We start from the raw sequence: 16,677 nt of genomic DNA, 5'->3' as shown, positions 1-16,677 counted from the left end.
CCCGCGCGCGGGGGGGGGGACCCGCGGGCCGGGGGGGGGGGGCGGGCCGCAAGCGCTATCCTACGTGGAGAGCCCCCTCCACCACGCTCCGTGAGCGCGGCCTCCCTCCCCGCGCGCGGGGAGGATTGGAATTTCGCGTCGCCACGCCTATCGCCCCTCCCATGACCGACGCCGCGATCAGCATCCAGCACCTCTGCAAGACCTATGTCGGTGGCAAGCGTGCGCTGGACGATGTCAGTATCGACATCCCCCGCGGTCAGATCTTCGGACTGCTCGGCCCCAACGGTGCGGGAAAGTCGACGCTGATCAACATTCTCGCCGGGCTGGTCAACAAGACCGACGGCACCGCGGCCATCTGGGGCTTCGATATCGACCAGCACCCGCGCAACGCCAAGGCGTCGATCGGGATCGTCAATCAGGAGATCCTGTTCGACCCGTTCTTCACCCCCTTCGAGACGCTGGAGATCCAGGCCGGCCTCTACGGCGTGCCCAAGGCGAAGCGGCGGACGATGGATCTGCTGAGCGCGGTGCATCTGGAGGACAAGGCCAACGCCTATGCCCGCACCTTGTCGGGCGGCATGAAGCGGCGGCTGATGGTGGCGAAGGCGATGACGCATTCGCCGCCGGTGCTGGTGCTCGACGAGCCCACCGCCGGTGTCGATATCGAGCTTCGCCAGCAATTATGGACCTATGTCCGCGGTCTCAACCGACGGGGCGTGACCGTCGTGCTGACGACGCATTATCTGGAAGAGGCGGAGCAGCTCTGCGACCGGATCGCGATCATCAACAATGGTCGGGTCATTGCGAACGAGCCGACCCGCGATCTGGTGGGCAAGGCACAGGAGAAGATCGTCGCGGTGACCGTCGACCGCGACGTCGCCGCGGTGCCGGAGGCGATCTGTTTCCAGAAGATCGCGCTGAAGGGCGCGCGGACGCTGGAGATCACCTACGACAAGAGCCGGGTGAACGCGGGCGAAGTGCTGGCCGCGGTGCAAGGTGATGGGTTCGGAATCATCGACGTATCGACCAAGGAAGCCGATCTGGAGGATGTGTTCCTCAGCCTGACGCGCGCAGCAAACGCGGCGTAGCGCGAACGCTACGCCGGTCTGATCTTAACGATAGCGCCAGCCGCCCTGGAAACGCTCGCGGTGCTGCCAATAGCGATGGCCATCCCAATAGCCGCGATGGCCATCAAAATAGCCGGCCTGATTGGGAAAGCATCGGCCACGCGGTCCGGCATGGAAACCGGGGCCGCAGCCATCGCGCGCGTCGGCGGGTGCGACGGCAATAACACCCGTGCCCAAGGTGGCGGCAATTGCGATGGCGGGAATGGTTTTCATGGATCTCTCCGATGACGTTGCGCTGACGATTCAACAGGACCGCGCAGGACCGCGCGGGCAAAACGCCGGTTTCGCAGGACCGTTCCGTGAACGAAACCATAGGGTAAGGCTCGGTGCCGATCGCCACGCCTCGGCAACCTGTCGCCTCCCTCCCTCCTTCCCCTCCCCGGCTAAGGCCGGGGCCCAGTTGCAGCGGTGGCCGTGACGACGCGGTGCCCTCGCCAATCAAACCATCGCACCTGGGCCCCGGCCTGCGCCGGGGAGGGGTGAGGGGTGGCCGCTCTGGCCGATCCCGGCCGTCATATCCCTTCCCCATCCCCCTGTCCTACACCCCCCGTTTCGTGCGACAGCGCGCGCCATGTTCCGGACTTCCCTTGCCGCCTGCTTCACCACGCCGACCCGAATGCCCCGTCGTGCAACGCGATTCCCTCGCCGACGTAGCGCGTGGTTCGTCCACTTCCGCGCCGTTTCGGGAGATCGCGCATGAACCAGTCCGACGTCCTCATCGTCGGTTCGGGCGCGGCGGGGCTGACCGCGGCGCTGAACCTCGCGGACCGGTTCAGCGTCACCGTGCTGGCGAAGGGCGCGCTGAACGAAGGATCGACCGCCTGGGCGCAAGGCGGGATCGCCGCGGTGCTGGAACCCGGCGATACGTTCGAGAACCATGTCGAGGATACGATGGTCGCAGGCGCGGGGCTCAACGACCGCGGCATCGTCGAGATGATCGTCGAGGGCGCGCCGGCGGCGATCGAGCGGTTGTCGTCGCTCGGCGTACCTTTCGCGACGGACGGGAATGCGCTGCACCTGACGCGCGAGGGCGGGCATTCGCATCGCCGCATCGTCCATGTCGACGACGCGACCGGCTGGGCGGTGCAGGAGGCGCTGCAGCGTGCGTGCGAGGCGCATCCCGATATCCGCCTCGTCCCCGACCAGGTCGCGATCGACCTCGCGACCGGTCGGCACGAGGAACGCTATTCGGGCGCTGGGCATGTCTGGGGCGTCTATGCGGTGGATCGCGCGACCGGCCGCGTCGATCTGCACACCGCGCGCGCGACCGTGCTGGCCACGGGAGGCGCGGGGCGGACCTACCTGTTCTCCACCGCCCCCCGGGGTGCGACCGGGGACGGCATCGCGATGGCTTGGCGTGCGGGCTGCCGCGTGTCGAACATGGAATTCATGCAGTTCCACCCGACCTGCCTCTACAATCTGGAGGTCAAGAATTTCCTCATTACCGAGGCGGTGCGTGGCGAGGGCGGGCGGCTGGTGAACCCGAAGACCGGCAATCGCTTCATGACCTATTACGATCCGCTGCGCCTCGAACTCGCGCCGCGCGATGTCGTGGCGCGCGCGATCGATGCGGAGATCAAGCGCTACGGGCTCGATTACGTCCATCTGGACATCAGCCACATGCCCGCCGATTTCATCCGCGGGCATTTCCCCAACATCCATGAAAAGCTGATGGGGCTGGGGATCGACATGACCCGCGCACCCATCCCGGTGGTGCCGGCGCAGCATTACACCTGCGGCGGCATCGTGATCGACCGCGACGGCCGGACCGACCTGCCGGCGCTGTACGCGGCGGGGGAATGCACCCAGTCGGGGCTGCACGGTGCGAACCGGCTCGCGTCCAATTCGTTGCTCGAATGCTTCGTCTTCGGCGAGGCGGTCGCCCGAAGCATCGCGGACGATTGGGACGCGCTGCCCCCGGTCCCCGCGATCCGCGGCTGGGACGAAAGCCGGGTCGAGGATTCGGACGAGGAGGTCGTCATCAAGCAGACCTGGACCGAGATTCGCCGTTTCATGTGGAATTATGTCGGCATCGTCCGCACCACCAAGCGGCTGGAGCGCGCGGCGCACCGTATCAAATTGCTGAACGACGAGGTCGCAGAATATTACGCACTTTTCCGCGTGACCCCGGACCTGATCGAGCTGCGCAACCTGTTGCAGACCGCGGATCTGATCGTTCGGTCGGCACTGCACCGTCATGAGAGCCGGGGGCTGCATTACACGCTCGACTGGCCGGAGACGCTTCCGGTGGCGCAGGATACGATATTGGTGCCGTGAGGTATCCGTCACCCCGGCCTTGCGCCGGGGGTCCATGGTGCCGCGAGCGAGATGGCAGGAGCCTCGTCCTTGCGCTCGCCGCCCGATGGACCCCGGAGCAAGTCCGGGGTGACGGAAGTTGGAAGGATGATCATCAGCCCCGATTCCACCCGTCCCGCTTCAGGCGCGGTTCACCGCAGGGCGGCTACCCGGCTGTTTCCCATGGCAGTTCAAACGATAAGGCTGGTTGCTCGCGAAAGGGGCACGACCATCAACATGCGATCGACGCGCCCGGTGGGCCGGATCATCGTCGCCGCCGCGCTCGTCGCGCTTGTGGCGTGCAGCCCGTCGCGCCCCGGTGCCAGCGCCTCCGCGCCCGGTCGTGCCGATCCGGTCGCGGTGTCGCTGCCGGTCCCGCTGCCGGTGCCGATCGTCGCGCATCCGCCACCCGTGCAACTGGCGCGTTCGATCGAGGCGCTGCACGCCGGGTTCGAAGGCAAGATGGGCATTGCGGTGCGCGGCGTCGACTCCGGATGGACGGTGCAGGCCGGCGGTCGGCAGTTCCTGCCGCAGCAATCGGTATCGAAACTGTGGGTCGCGATCACATTGCTCGACCTGCGCGACCAGGGCAAGGCGCGGCTCGACGATCCGGTTGTCGTCCGGTCCGAAGACCTGACGCTCTTCCACCAGCCGATCGCGATGCTGGTGAAGGGCGACGGCTATCACACGACGCTCGGGGAATTGCTCCACCGCGCGCTGACGATGAGCGACAATACCGCCAACGACCGGTTGCTGAGCTATGTCGGCGGCCCCGCGGCGGTGCGGTCGATGATCGAACGCAAACGGCTCGGCGGTATCCGCTTTGGCCCCGGCGAGCGGCTGCTCCAGGCACGCACCGCCGGGCTGACCTGGCAGCCGGGCTATGCGGTCAGCGGTGCGTTCGAGCAGGCACGCTCTCGCCTGTCGCCCGCGGCGCGCGCCGCCGCGCTCGACGCCTATGTTGCCGATCCGCCGGACGGTGCGGAGCCGGTGGCGATCGCCGATGCGCTGGCCAGGCTGGCGCGCGGCGACCTGCTCAGCGAGACCTCGACGCGGGTGCTGCTCGACACGATGGGCCAGTCGATCACCGGTCGTGCCCGCCTGCGCGCCGCGCTGCCTGCCGGCTGGAAGATCGCGCACAAGACGGGCACCGGCCAGGACCTCGGCCAACGCAACGCCGGGTTCAACGATGTCGGCCTGCTGACCGCGCCGGACGGTCGTCGTTTCACGATCGCCGTCATGATCGGCGACACCCGCGAATCGATGTCGGCGCGCCAGCAGTTGATCCAGTCCGTCGCGGCGGCGGTGGCGGCCTATGCGGCGGCCGGGACGGCTGGCTAAATCCTCCCGCGGCGGGGAAGGATGAGATATCGGTCGCTTCACCGGGGAGGAATTGGTGGTTCGTCATCCCATCATCCGCTAGGTTCGCCGCGATGCCTCATCTCTATCTCGTCGACGGCTCCGGCTATATCTTCCGCGCCTATCACCGCCTCCCGCCGCTGACCAACAAGCATGGCGAGCCGGTCGGTGCGGTCTATGGCTATACGACGATGCTGTGGAAGCTGGCGGACGAGGTCCACGCCGCAGATGGCCCGACCCATATGGCCGTCATCCTCGACAAGTCGTCCAAGACCTTCCGCAACGATCTGTACGACCAATACAAGGCCCACCGTCCGCCGCCGCCCGAAGACCTCGTCCCGCAATTCCCGATGATCCGCGACGCGACCCGCGCCTTCTCGCTGCCCTGCATCGAGACCGAGGGGCTGGAGGCGGACGACATCATCGCCTGCTATGCCAGGGCGGCATTGGCGCAAGGGTGGGAAGTGACCATCGTCAGCTCCGACAAGGACCTGATGCAGCTGATCGAGCCGGGGCTCGACCTGTATGATACGATGAACAACCGCCGGCTTGGCGCTGAGCATGTCGCGGAGAAGTTCTTCGGCATCGCCCCGACGCAGCTCGGCGACGTGCTGGCGCTGATGGGCGACAGCGTCGACAACGTGCCGGGCGTGCCTGGTGTCGGTCCCAAGACCGCGGCGAAGCTGATCCTCGAACATGGCGATCTGGAGGCTGTGCTGGCCGCAGCCCCGGCAATGAAACCGGGCAAGCTGCGCGACAATCTCATCGAGCATGCCGAGATGGCGCGATTGAGCCGGGTGCTGGTCGACCTGAAATGCGACGTGGCGCTGCCCGAACCGCTCGACGACCTGGTGCTGCGGGGTATCCCCGACGCGCCGCTCAGGGCGTTCCTCGAACATCACGGCTTCAAGTCGCTGCTCGCCAAGCTCGGCACCGCGGGTGGCGTGGCGGATGCGCCGGTGCCCGAACCCGTCAGCGTGCCGCATCAAGACGATCCCCCTTGCGACCATGACGGCTACGAGACCGTCACGACGCTCGCCGATCTCGAACGCTGGTGCGCCGTGGCGCGGCACCAGGGCTGGATCGCGGTCGATACCGAAACGACGGGGAAGGACCCGATGCGTGCCGATCTGGTCGGCGTGTCGATGGCGCTCTACCCCAACCTCGCCTGTTACATCCCGCTCGGCCATGGCGGGCATGACCTGCTGTCCGAGGTCCCGGTGCAGATCGACCGCGCCGAAGCGCTGGGGATGCTGAAGGATCTGTTCGAGGATCCGTCGGTCCTGAAGATCGGCCACAATCTCAAATACGACTTCATCATCCTGGCGCGGCTGGGGATCGATGTCGCGCCCTATGACGACACGATCGTGATGAGCTTCGATCTCGACGCGGGCCTCCACGGGCACGGCATGGACGAGCTGGCCGCGACGCATCTCTCGCACAGCTGCATTGCGTTCAAGGACGTGGTCGGCGTGGGCAAGACGCAGCGCGGCTTCCACGAGATCGATCTGAAGGCCGCCACCCGCTACGCCGCGGAGGACGCCGATGTCACGCTCAGGTTGTGGCGGCGGTTCAAGCCGCGCTTGCCAGCCGAGGGATCGACGCGGGTCTACGAAATGGTCGACCGGCCTTTGGTGGCCGTCGTCGCCGGCATGGAACGCCACGGTATCCGCGTCGATCGCGAGAAACTGGCGGCGCTGTCCGCGGACTTTACCGTGAAGCTGGCCGAACTGGAGACGGTGATCCACGGGCTGGCGGGCGGGTCCTTCACCATCGGCAGCCCCAAACAACTGGGCGACGTGCTGTTCGAACGGATGGGCATCAAGGGGGGCCGCAAGGGGAAGTCGGGGGTCTATTCGACCGACGTCACCGAACTGGAACGGATCGCCGCCGACCGGGATTCTCCCGGCGCCGAGATCGCCGCGCGGGTGCTCGACTGGCGGCAGCTGGCGAAACTGAAGAACACCTATACCGATGCTTTGCAGGAACAGATCGATCCCGCGACGGGCCGCGTCCATACCAGCTACAGCCTGACCGGGGCGCAGACGGGGCGATTGTCCTCGACCGATCCGAACCTCCAGAACATCCCGATCCGCACCGAGATCGGCCGCCAGATCCGCGACGCGTTCGTGGCGGACCCGGGCAACGTCATCCTGGCGGCGGACTATTCGCAGATCGAGCTGCGCCTGGCAGCACATATGGCGGACGTGCCCGCGCTGAGGGCGGCGTTCGCGAACGGCGACGACATCCATTCGCTCACCGCGCAGGAATTGTTCGGCGAGGTCAACCGCGACACCCGCGGCCGGGCGAAGACGATCAACTTCGCGATCCTGTACGGCATCAGCCGCTGGGGGCTGGCGGGGCGGCTCGACGTGACCGCGGACGAGGCGCAGGCAATGATCGACCGCTATTTCGATCGCTTCCCGGGCATCCGCAACTATATCGCCGCGACCACCGAGTCCGTCCGCGAGCGCGGCTTCACCACCACGTTGTTCGGCCGCAAGACGCATTTCCCGCGGATCAAATCGAAGGTGCAGCACGAGCGTCAGGGGGCGGAACGCGCCGCGATCAACGCCCCGATTCAGGGCACCTGCGCGGACATCATCAAGCGCGCAATGACCCGGATGGGGCCGGCGCTGGACGCGACGGGGCTCGGCCATGTCCGCATGCTGCTCCAGGTGCACGACGAACTGGTGTTCGAACTACCTGCGGGCGACGTGGCGGCGGCCAGCGCGGTGATCGAACGCGTGATGGCGACCGCGGCGGAACCGGCGATGACGCTGTCGGTGCCGCTGGGGATCGAGATCGGGACTGGCTTGAGCTGGGGCGCGGCGCATTGAGTGCGCTCGGGCTGTCCTCACCCTTCGCCGCCTTCGGCGTCTTTTCCCTCTCCCGTTGGGAGAGGGAAGGGGCCCGCCGCGTTAGCGGTGGGAAGGGTGAGGGCAGCACGATGTCCCCCGTCGAATGACCGAACCCAAGGAAGACATCGACGCCCTGGCCAAAGGCGGCCGCACCAACATCGCGGGCTTCGTCCTTCGGCTGGCGGCGCGGATTCCCTTCCTTTTCATCGCCGGGCGGATCTACGGTCCCGATCTCGTCGGGCGCTTCGCCATTGCCGTGGTCGTCGTCGAACTCGCCGCCCTCGTGGCGACGCTCGGGCTGAAGCGCGGTCTCGCCCAGGCATTGGTCGACAGCGACCAGCCGCAGGTCGAGGTCGTGTGGAACGCCATGGCGGTCGCGTTCCTGGCGGCGATTGCGGCCAGCGCCTTTCTATGGCTGTTTCCCGAGATCATGTACCCGAATTCGGCGATCCGCGGACTCGACCGGTATCTGCCCTGCGTCATCATCGCGGTCGCCTGGTCCGACGTCAGCCTGGCCGCGCTGGCGTACCGCCACGACGTCAAGGCGACGGTGACCGCGCGCGCGGTGGTCGAGCCCTGGACGATCTCCGTCGCGGCCTGGGCCTTTTCCTTCGTCGCGCACCGCGACGGGCTGGTGCTGTCCTATTGCACGTCGATGACCGCGGCGCTGATCGCCAGCCTCGTGCCGTTCCTTCGCACCTATGGCTTGCCCAAGGGCTGGCAGCCGCGGATCGCGCCGCTGCTAACGCTGGCGCGCAAGAACGTGCCGCTGGCGGGGGCGGACGCGCTCGAATGGGGGACGCGCAATGTCGACCGGTTCATCCTGGGCGTGCTGTTCGCGCCCAAGATCGTCGGCATCTATTACATGGCGCAGCAGGTCGCGAGCCTGCCGCAGAAGCTGAAGACCAGCTTCGACCCGATCCTCGGACCCGTCATCACCCAAAGCCTGGCGATCGGTGACAAGGCCGCGATCGCGCGGCAGGTGCGCCAGGTCGCGTTCTGGATCATCGCGGCGCAAGGGGGGCTGGCGCTGATGGGATCGATCCCGGGCAAGGCGGTGATGGGCGTCGTGGGCCCGCAATTCGTCGCGGGCACCGCGGCGCTCGCCTTCCTGCTGATCGCAGAAGTGCTCGCGTCGTCGGGCGCGGTCAGTGAATCGGCGCTGGTCTATGTCGCGCGGCACCGAAACCTCGCGATCTCGATCCTGACACTGGCGTTCCAGATCGCGCTCAGCTTCGTTCTCATCTTCGCGATGCGGTGGCTCGGCTGGCCCGCGACCTGGCAGGCGGCGGGTCCCGCGGTCGCGCTGATGGTGTCGCTGGGGCTGATGAGCATCGCCAAGATGCGGCTTTTGTCGCGCATCCTCGGCGCGAAGGTGTCGCCGTGGCGTTGGCCGCTGATCTGGGCGGCGGTGGCGGCGACCGCGGTCGGCGGCGGCTTCACGCTGCTGCCGCACGACTATGAATGGGCGCAGTTGCTGATCGGCGAACCCGCGATCGCGGGGACCTATCTGTTCATCCTGTGGCGCTACGCCTTCGGCCCCGCCGACCGCGCGCTGTTCGGCACGATGCCGCGCGCGGAGGAGGCGACGCTGCCACTGTCGGCGGTTTAAGGCCCGCCCGGTGTTCTTCAGTCCGCACGAACACGGCGGCTCAGTGCCTGAAGTGGCGCATTCCTGTGAACACCATCGCCAAACCCGCCGCATCTGCCGCGGCAATGACGCCGGCATCGCGGATCGATCCGCCCGGCTGGATCACCGCAGTCGCGCCAGCCTCGACCGCGGCCATCAGCCCGTCGGCGAAGGGGAAGAACGCATCCGATGCCACCGCCGAACCGATCGTCCGCGGCGTCGCCCAGCCGGCCTTGTCCGCGGCGTCCTTTGCCTTCCATGCCGCGATCCGCGCGGATTCCAGCCGGTTCATCTGTCCGGCGCCGATCCCTGCGGTCGCGCCGTCCCTGGCATAGACGATCGCGTTGGATTTGACGTGCTTGGCGACCGTCCAGGCGAAGCGGCAATCGGCCAGTTCCTGCGGCGTCGGTGCGCGTTTGGTGACGACGGTCAGATCGCCGGGCGTCCCCGAATCGCGCCCCTGCACCAGCCAGCCGCCGGCGATCGACTTCGCCGTCAGCCCGGCGCGCACCGGGTCGGGCAGGCCACCGGTCAGCAGCAGCCGCAGGTTCTTCTTGGCGGCGAACAATGCCAGCGCCTCCTCGTCGGCATCGGGCGCGACGACGACTTCGGTGAAGATGCCGGTGATCGCCCGCGTCGTCGCGGCATCAAGCGGCCGGTTGACCGCGATGATCCCGCCGAACGCGGACACCGTATCGCAGGCGAGCGCCGCCTCGTACGCTGCGCCCAACGTGTCGGCGGTCGCGACGCCGCAGGGGTTGGCGTGCTTCACGATGACGCAGGTCGGCGCGGCGTCGCGGAATTCGGCGATCAGTTCCAGTGCGGCATCGGCGTCGTTATAGTTGTTGTAGCTCAGTTCCTTGCCCTGCACCTGTCGCGCCTGACCGATGCCGCGCGCCGCGGGTCCGGCATGGCGGTAGAAGGCGGCCTGCTGGTGCGGGTTCTCGCCATAGCGCAGCACGACGGGTGCCTTCAGTACCAGCGGCAGCGTATCGGGGAACATCTGTCGCTGGTCTGCAAACGCGAACCAGCTAGCAATCATCGCGTCATATTCAGCGGTCCGGGCAAACGCCTTGGCGGCCAGGCGCTTGCGATCGTCCAGTGTCGTGGTGCCGCCCGCGACCAGCGCATAGTCCGCCGGATCGGTCACGATCGCGACGAAGGCGTGGTTCTTCGCCGCCGACCGCACCATCGACGGGCCGCCGATGTCGATATTCTCGATGACCGTCGGCCGGTCCGCACCCTTCGCGACCGTCGCCTCGAACGGGTAGAGATTGACGACCACCAGATCGATCGCGCCGATCCCGTGCGCCTCCATCGCCGCGACATGGGCGGCGTCGTCGCGGACCGCGAGCAGCCCGCCGTGGACCATGGGGTGCAAAGTCTTCACCCTCCCGTCCATCATCTCGGGAAAACCCGTCAGGTCGGACACATCGCGCACCGTCAGCCCCGCATCGCGCAGCGCCTTGGCGGTACCGCCGGTGGAAACCAGTTCGACGCTCTTGCCCGCCAGCGACCAGGCGAGATCGACCAGTCCCGACTTGTCGGAAACGGAAAGCAGCGCGCGGCGGATCATGATGTCGGTCATGACCGCGCGCCGTGGCGCATCACGACGCCCGCTTCAAGGCCCAGCTCACGCTCGCACCGCCGGCCGGGGCCTCGCCGGATACCACGAGCTGCTGCGTGTGGAGCGGTCGGCCGCCCGCATCGACCCACACGCTGTCCTCGATACCGAGCGTTCCGCCGCGGCAGCGGAATTGCCACAACGCCCCGCTACCCAATCCTTGGCCCGGCAGCCGCAGGATCGCAGCCAGCCCGTCGGCGGTCGGCGATGCCTGTACCCCGTGGCCGAGATGGAAGCGGACCGCGAACGCGGTGTTGGCCCGCCGCCGCCGTCCTTCGGGCAGCAACGCGTCCTCGCCCCGCAACTCGCGTCCGTCGCCGGTCAGCATCAATTGCCGGCGATGCACGAAGCCGTAGCGGCGGACATAGCCGTCATGGCTCGCCTCGATCCGGCTGGCCGCATCCGATTCCTGGCGGCTCAGCTCGACTGCTGCGACGCCGCGGCCGAGCGTGCCGTCGGCATGGATCGCGGTCGAATTGCTGTCCGCGATCGTCAGCGTCGAATGCGCCGCGGTGGTACGCAGCCCCTCGAGCAACGCCGCCGGCATCGTCGCCCGCGCCGCCCGCGCACCACCGCAATTGACGATCAGCCGTGCAAGGCCGTCGGAGAATTCGAACGCCAGCGTCGACGCGCATCCCCCCTCCACCAGGCGCGCGACGGGCGGTGGCGCGGCATCGACGACCAGCACTGCCGCGCCCGCCGCCAGCCGCTGATACCCCCAGTCGCGCGCCTGGCGCAGCGGCCGCGTTCGGATGCCCGTCGCCTCGACGATCGCGGCGACGCGTTCGGCCCCGACCGGACCGCCGCCCTGCCAGCTGGAAAGCGCCTTGTCGCCGAGCGTCAGGCCCAGCAGCGCTGGCACCGCACGAGCGAGCGCGGTGGCGACCGGTGCGGGCATGTCGATCCGCCGCGCGGCATAGGTCTCGCGCAGCATCGCGAGCAGCTCGACCGTATCCAGCAGCGCCGGCGGGCTGCGCGACACCGCGCCGCCATCGTCGGTCAGTCCGGTCGCCAGCGCACGCGCCAGTCCGGCCTCGCCCAACGCCCGGCGCGGATCGCCGCCGGGGATCAGCAACCCCGCCGCGACGATCCCCGTCCACGCGGCGATCCTCGGGGTGCCGGCAGGGGCCTTGTCCGCACCGCGGTCGAGATGCCGCGCGCCGCGGGCCAGCGCGTTCAGCACCCGAGAGCGATAGATCAGATCGGTCGACGACAGGATCAGCGGCGCATGGCTCGTCCAGAACAGGAGGCGCCGGCCCCAATGATCGGCACGCCACGCGACACCCTGGACCGTATCGGCATGCGCCTCCAGCCAGCGCGCCATCAGATATTCGGCGACCGGCGCGCCTTGTGCACGCGTCGCGACCGTCGACAGGTCGCGCAGCCAGGCGAAGCCGTGGAGATGGTCCGCAAACGCCCGTCCGAATTGCGGCCTGGCGAGGTCGATCGTCTCGATCTCGTGCCGTTCGCCGCGAAACGACAGCACGCCCTCCAGCAGCGCACGCCCACGCCCGACGTCCCCGACGATCGGATCGTCGGGCACCGCGATCAGCTTCAAGGGATAGCGGCCCTTCAGCCGCATGCTGTGAATAGGCGTCCGCCAGGTCAGCCGGTGGAAGCGTTCGGACAGGCGCTCTGCCAGCGACAGGCCCTTGTCCCCGCCCAGCCGGATCAGCCGCTTGCCTTCCTCGACGCCGTCGGTCGGGACGTCGGACGCGCCGTCCGTCATCCGCCCCGGAGCGCCGCGATATTGGCGGCGTATCCGGCGGGGCCGTCGCGAAACACCGACGTGCCCGCCACCAGCGCATCCGCGCCCGCCGCGATGCACCGCGCCGCCCGATGTGCGTCGATACCGCCGTCTACTTCCAGGTCGATCGCGCGGCCGGTCTGGTCGATCATCCGCCGGATCGCCTCGATCTTCTTCAGCTGGTTTTCGATGAAGCTCTGTCCGCCGAACCCGGGATTGACGCTCATCACCAGCACAAGATCGGCGAGATCGAGCAGGTAATCCAGCGCCTTGGCCGGCGTCCCCGGGCACAGCACGACGCCCGCGCGCTTGCCGAGCGACTTCACATGCTGGAGCGAGCGGTGGATGTGCGGCCCCGCCTCGACATGCACGGTCAGCGTGTCAGCGCCCGCCTCGGCAAAGGCGTCGAGATAGGCGTCCACCGGCGCGATCATCAGGTGCACGTCGAACGGCTTCTTCGTATGCGGGCGGATCGCCTTCACGATCGCGGGGCCCATGCTGACATTGGGGACGAAATGCCCGTCCATCACGTCGATATGGATCCAGTCCGCGCCGGCCTCGTCGATCGCGCGCACCTCCTCGCCCAGCGTGGCGAAATCGGCGGAGAGGATGGACGGCGCGATGCGGACGGGGTTCATGACCCAATCTCTAGGGGGCGTCCGGCGACAGGTCCACCTATCCCCGCCGCGCCATCGCCCGCGCCAGCTCGGTGACCGCGACCTCCGCCAGCACGTCGCCGGCATTGCCCGGTGTCATCACCGATCGCTCCGCGGCACGAACGCGGGCAAGACCGCGGGTCAGCGCGACCGGGGTCCAGCGGCGAAGCGCGCGCGCCGTCGCGGCCTCCTCCTTGAAGAACACGCGGTGGCGTTTCATGACGGTGTCCACGCCCTCGCCGCGGTCGATCTCCGCGCGCATCCCGGCCAGCGCGATCAGCTGCCGTGCGATCGCGCGCAGCCAGGGGATCGGCGAGGTCCGCGCCTCCGCCAGCCGCGCGAGTTCGCGGCCCAGATCGGCGGGCCGCCCCTCGATCACCGCATCGACCGCACGTTGCATCTCCGCGTCGCCCAGGTCCGCGCCGATCGCATCGATCGCCGTATCCTCCAGATCCTGCGGCCGGTCAGGCGCGGCGTCGAGATAGAGCGCCATCTTCTCGATCTCGCGCGCCATGATCGCGCGGTCGCCGCCCGCGGCCTCCGCGATCCGCCGGCCTATGCCGCCGCTGGTTCTCAGACCATGGTCGTGCGCCAGGCGGACCGCGATCTGTTCGGCATCCGCGGCGGTCGGGGCGTAGCAGGCGAACGCCATCGCTTTCGGCGAGTCGATTGCGAGCTTCACGATCCTGGCGGTAGAGCGAACGCCGGGCGCGATCGCGACGACCGGGTTGCCCGCATGGGTCGCCGTCAGCAGCGTCTGGAACGCCTCAAGCGATTCCTCCCCCGCCGGGGCGATACGGATATGCCGCGCGCCTCCGAAGAGGGAAAGCGATGCCGCCTCGTCCGCCAGCCGCGCCGGATCGCTTTTCAGCGTCGCGCCGTCCAGGTCGATCCGTTCGGCATCCGCCCCCATCGCGGTCTGCAACCGGCGCGCGAATTCGGCGGCGACCGCTTCGTCCGGGCCGTGGAGCAGGAACAGGCGGATGTCCCCGCCCGGCTTGTCGAGCGCAACGCGAAGCTGGTTCGCGGTCGCCTTCACTTGGTAGCGGGCGGCGCGGCGATCCGGCGATGCGCGTACAGCGCGATCCGCGCCACGACGCGGTCCGCGACGATCTCCGACAGCCGCTCCAGCGCGGTGTTCTCCGCCGCGATCGTCGCATATTCGGAACTGACGACGTCGATGCCGGCGTCGTAGCTCGACGTTGCGTCGAGCAATGTCGTCCCGCTTGCCAGGTCGACCAGTTGGTAGCGCGCGCGAAGCGTCCGCCGCTCCCGCGTCACGCTGTTGTCCAGCTGAACGCCGAGCCCCGCGATCTGATCGTCGAGCCGGAGATCGAGCCGGTACAGTGGGGCCGCGCCCTGCGTCGACAGCCGGTCCTTCAGCGCGTTGGCGACCAGCCAGCCCGACTTGCCCTGGATCGGCGACACCTCGACCCGGTCCAGCGCCTGCGCGACCGCACCCGACGATCCGCCCGAATAGAGCGGATGCAGCCCGCACCCCGCCAGCGGCAGGGCGAATGCGACGAGAAGGGCGAGCCGCTTCATGCGACGAGGTTCACGAGGCGATCGGGAACGACGATCACTTTCCTGGGCTCGACACCCGCCAGTACGCGCCGGACCGCGGCATTCGCGCGGGCCGCCGCTTCGATCGCCTCGCGCGGCGTGCCCTTCGGCAGCACCAGCGTGTCGCGCAGCTTGCCGTTGACCTGCAGCGCTATCGTGACCTCGTCATCGACCAGCAATGCGGGATCGACCGCGGGCCAGGCGGCATCGGCGATCAGGCCGTCATTCCCGGCCTCGGCCCAGGCTTCCTCCGCCAGATGCGGCACCATCGGGCTGGCGAGCAGCAGCATCGTCCGCGCCGCATCGCGGCGATCGGCGGATGGCGCGGCCTTCTCGACGGCGTTGGCCAGCGTATATAGCAACGCCACCGCCTTGTTGAACTGCAGCCCCTCGATCGCGTCCGCGACGCCCGCGGTCGTGCGGTGGGCGAGCTTGCGCAGCGGCAGGTCTTCGCCCTCTGGGCTTTTCTCCGTTTGCGTCAGCCGCCATAGCCGCTGGACGAAGCGCCATGCGCCCTCGATCCCGTTCTCGCTCCATTCCAGATCGCGCTCGGGCGGGCTGTCGGACAGCATGAACCACCGCACCGCGTCCGCACCGTACCGATCGACGATCGGTTCGGGATCGATCGTGTTCTTCTTGGACTTCGACATCTTCTCGATGCGACCGGTCGTGACCGCCTGACCCGTCGCGCGTTCGGTGCCGTCCTCGACCTCGTCGGGCGACAGCCATCGGCCATCGGCGGATTTGTACGTCTCGTGCGTCACCATGCCTTGCGTGAACAGCCCGGCGAAGGGCTCGGCGATGTCGAGCATGCCGATATGCCGCAGCGCGCGCGTCCAGAAGCGGGCATAGAGCAGATGCAGGATCGCATGCTCCACCCCGCCGATATACTGGTCGACCGGCAGCCACTTCTCCGCGCCCACCCGGTCGAACGGCTTCGCATCCGGTTGGCTGGCGAAGCGGATGAAATACCAGCTCGAATCGACGAAGGTATCGAGCGTGTCCGTCTCGCGTACCGCGTCCGCGCCGCAGGACGGGCAGGCGACGTGCTTCCAGGTCGGATGCCGGTCGAGCGGGTTGCCAGGGATCGCGAACGATACGTCCTCGGGCAGGATCACCGGCAATTGGTCCGCCGGAACCGGCACCACGCCGCAGGCCGAGCAGTGGATCATCGGAATCGGCGTGCCCCAGTAACGCTGGCGGCTGACGCCCCAGTCGCGCAGGCGATAGACGGTCGATCCGGTGCCCCAGCCTTCGGACTCGGCGCGTTCTATGACGGTCCGCTTGGCGTTCTCGATATCCAACCCATTGAGAAAACCGGAATTTACCAGGCTGCCGGGGCCGGTATAGGCGACATCGCCGACGAACTGTGGCTCATCTTCGTCACCTTCGGACACCACGCGCTTGACAGGCAGGCCGTATTTGCGCGCGAAATCCAGGTCGCGCTGGTCGTGCGCCGGCACGCCGAACACCGCGCCCGTGCCATATTCCATCAGCACGAAATTGGCGATGTAGACCGGCAGATGCCAATCCGGGTCGAGCGGATGCAGCGCCTCGAGCCCGGTATCGAAGCCCAGCTTCTCCTGCGTTTCCAGCTCGGCCGCGGTCGTGCCGCCCTGTTTGCAGCGTTCGATGAACGCGGCGGCATCGGGGTCGGTCGCGGCAAGCGCCTGCGCGATCGTATGATCCGCCGCGACCGCGACGAAGCTCGCGCCGAAGATCGTGTCGGGACGGGTGGTGAAGACTTCTACGTTATCTGCGCCCCTCCCGCAAGCGGGAGGGGGGAAGAAGAAAGCGCAAACCTAAACCGCAACC

11 protein-coding genes and 1 pseudogene are annotated in these 16,677 nt (G+C 68.1%); 5 read left to right on the top strand and 7 right to left on the bottom strand.

Annotated features, from left to right (window positions below):
- Positions 1 to 161 precede the first annotated feature (161 nt).
- Positions 162 to 1,088 (top strand): ABC transporter ATP-binding protein, encoded by a 927-nt coding sequence (locus ACFE7D_RS05955; RefSeq protein WP_375394513.1) that lies wholly within the window; start codon positions 162 to 164, stop codon positions 1,086 to 1,088.
- A gap of 24 nt (positions 1,089 to 1,112) precedes the next feature.
- Here the strand turns inward: ACFE7D_RS05955 and ACFE7D_RS05950 are convergent, their stop codons facing one another.
- The gene (locus tag ACFE7D_RS05950; RefSeq protein WP_375394512.1) at positions 1,113 to 1,340 is read right to left on the bottom strand and encodes a GCG_CRPN prefix-to-repeats domain-containing protein; all 228 of its coding nucleotides are present in this window, start codon (positions 1,338 to 1,340) and stop codon (positions 1,113 to 1,115) included.
- A 483-nt stretch (positions 1,341 to 1,823) separates the two neighbouring features.
- Between ACFE7D_RS05950 and nadB the strand changes: the two genes are divergently transcribed.
- The 4 genes from nadB (at position 1,824) to ACFE7D_RS05930 (ending at position 9,254) form a co-directional block, all read left to right on the top strand.
- Complete coding sequence (nadB, locus tag ACFE7D_RS05945; protein WP_375394511.1) at positions 1,824 to 3,404, top strand: L-aspartate oxidase; 1,581 nt, start codon at positions 1,824 to 1,826, stop codon at positions 3,402 to 3,404.
- Positions 3,405 to 3,659: 255 nt separating this feature from the next.
- The gene (locus tag ACFE7D_RS05940) at positions 3,660 to 4,763 is read left to right on the top strand and encodes a serine hydrolase (protein WP_375394510.1); all 1,104 of its coding nucleotides are present in this window, start codon (positions 3,660 to 3,662) and stop codon (positions 4,761 to 4,763) included.
- Positions 4,764 to 4,855: 92 nt separating this feature from the next.
- A complete protein-coding gene (gene polA, locus ACFE7D_RS05935; protein WP_375394509.1) occupies positions 4,856 to 7,621 on the top strand; it encodes a DNA polymerase I in 2,766 nt (921 codons plus the stop codon).
- Positions 7,622 to 7,745: 124 nt separating this feature from the next.
- Positions 7,746 to 9,254 carry a lipopolysaccharide biosynthesis protein gene (locus ACFE7D_RS05930; protein WP_375394508.1) on the top strand — a complete coding sequence of 503 codons (1,509 nt, stop codon included), beginning with the start codon at positions 7,746 to 7,748 and terminating at the stop codon, positions 9,252 to 9,254.
- A gap of 40 nt (positions 9,255 to 9,294) precedes the next feature.
- Here the strand turns inward: ACFE7D_RS05930 and purH are convergent, their stop codons facing one another.
- The 6 genes and pseudogenes from purH to leuS all read right to left on the bottom strand — a co-directional run.
- Positions 9,295 to 10,860, bottom strand: a complete 1,566-nt coding sequence (gene purH / locus ACFE7D_RS05925) for a bifunctional phosphoribosylaminoimidazolecarboxamide formyltransferase/IMP cyclohydrolase (protein ID WP_375394507.1) — start codon at positions 10,858 to 10,860, stop codon at positions 9,295 to 9,297.
- A gap of 19 nt (positions 10,861 to 10,879) precedes the next feature.
- The gene (locus ACFE7D_RS05920; RefSeq protein ID WP_375394506.1) at positions 10,880 to 12,625 is read right to left on the bottom strand and encodes a heparinase II/III family protein; all 1,746 of its coding nucleotides are present in this window, start codon (positions 12,623 to 12,625) and stop codon (positions 10,880 to 10,882) included.
- Entirely contained in the window at positions 12,622 to 13,281 is a 660-nt protein-coding gene (gene rpe, locus ACFE7D_RS05915) for a ribulose-phosphate 3-epimerase (RefSeq protein WP_375394505.1), read from the bottom strand. The genes ACFE7D_RS05920 and rpe overlap by 4 nt, the downstream gene beginning before the upstream one ends.
- Before the next feature lie 37 nt (positions 13,282 to 13,318).
- Entirely contained in the window at positions 13,319 to 14,338 is a 1,020-nt protein-coding gene (gene holA / locus ACFE7D_RS05910; RefSeq protein WP_375394504.1) for a DNA polymerase III subunit delta, read from the bottom strand.
- On the bottom strand, positions 14,335 to 14,844 hold the full coding sequence (gene lptE / locus ACFE7D_RS05905) for an LPS assembly lipoprotein LptE (RefSeq protein WP_375394503.1): 510 nt from the start codon (positions 14,842 to 14,844) through the stop codon (positions 14,335 to 14,337). Before lptE ends, holA begins: the two co-directional genes overlap by 4 nt.
- Positions 14,841 to 16,677, bottom strand: a pseudogene (leuS, locus tag ACFE7D_RS05900) (leucine--tRNA ligase); the annotation flags it as partial. The pseudogene leuS and the gene lptE, both read right to left, overlap by 4 nt.

The sequence above is a fragment of the uncultured Sphingomonas sp. genome (assembly GCF_964244235.1).
GTDB lineage: Bacteria > Pseudomonadota > Alphaproteobacteria > Sphingomonadales > Sphingomonadaceae > Sphingomonas.
The sequence above is the reverse complement of the archived record's forward strand: the minus strand, read 5'-3'. Positions and strand labels throughout refer to the sequence as shown.

What these genes read in the sequence shown, in the direction of transcription:
- ACFE7D_RS05955 (WP_375394513.1), top strand. Translation starts at nt 162, where the DNA reads ATGACCGACGCCGCGATCAGCATCCAGCACCTCTGCAAGACCTATGTC.
- ACFE7D_RS05950 (WP_375394512.1), bottom strand. Translation starts at nt 1,340, where the DNA reads ATGAAAACCATTCCCGCCATCGCAATTGCCGCCACCTTGGGCACGGGT.
- nadB (WP_375394511.1), top strand. Translation starts at nt 1,824, where the DNA reads ATGAACCAGTCCGACGTCCTCATCGTCGGTTCGGGCGCGGCGGGGCTG.
- ACFE7D_RS05940 (WP_375394510.1), top strand. Translation starts at nt 3,660, where the DNA reads ATGCGATCGACGCGCCCGGTGGGCCGGATCATCGTCGCCGCCGCGCTC.
- polA (WP_375394509.1), top strand. Translation starts at nt 4,856, where the DNA reads ATGCCTCATCTCTATCTCGTCGACGGCTCCGGCTATATCTTCCGCGCC.
- ACFE7D_RS05930 (WP_375394508.1), top strand. Translation starts at nt 7,746, where the DNA reads ATGACCGAACCCAAGGAAGACATCGACGCCCTGGCCAAAGGCGGCCGC.
- purH (WP_375394507.1), bottom strand. Translation starts at nt 10,860, where the DNA reads ATGACCGACATCATGATCCGCCGCGCGCTGCTTTCCGTTTCCGACAAG.
- ACFE7D_RS05920 (WP_375394506.1), bottom strand. Translation starts at nt 12,625, where the DNA reads ATGACGGACGGCGCGTCCGACGTCCCGACCGACGGCGTCGAGGAAGGC.
- rpe (WP_375394505.1), bottom strand. Translation starts at nt 13,281, where the DNA reads ATGAACCCCGTCCGCATCGCGCCGTCCATCCTCTCCGCCGATTTCGCC.
- lptE (WP_375394503.1), bottom strand. Translation starts at nt 14,844, where the DNA reads ATGAAGCGGCTCGCCCTTCTCGTCGCATTCGCCCTGCCGCTGGCGGGG.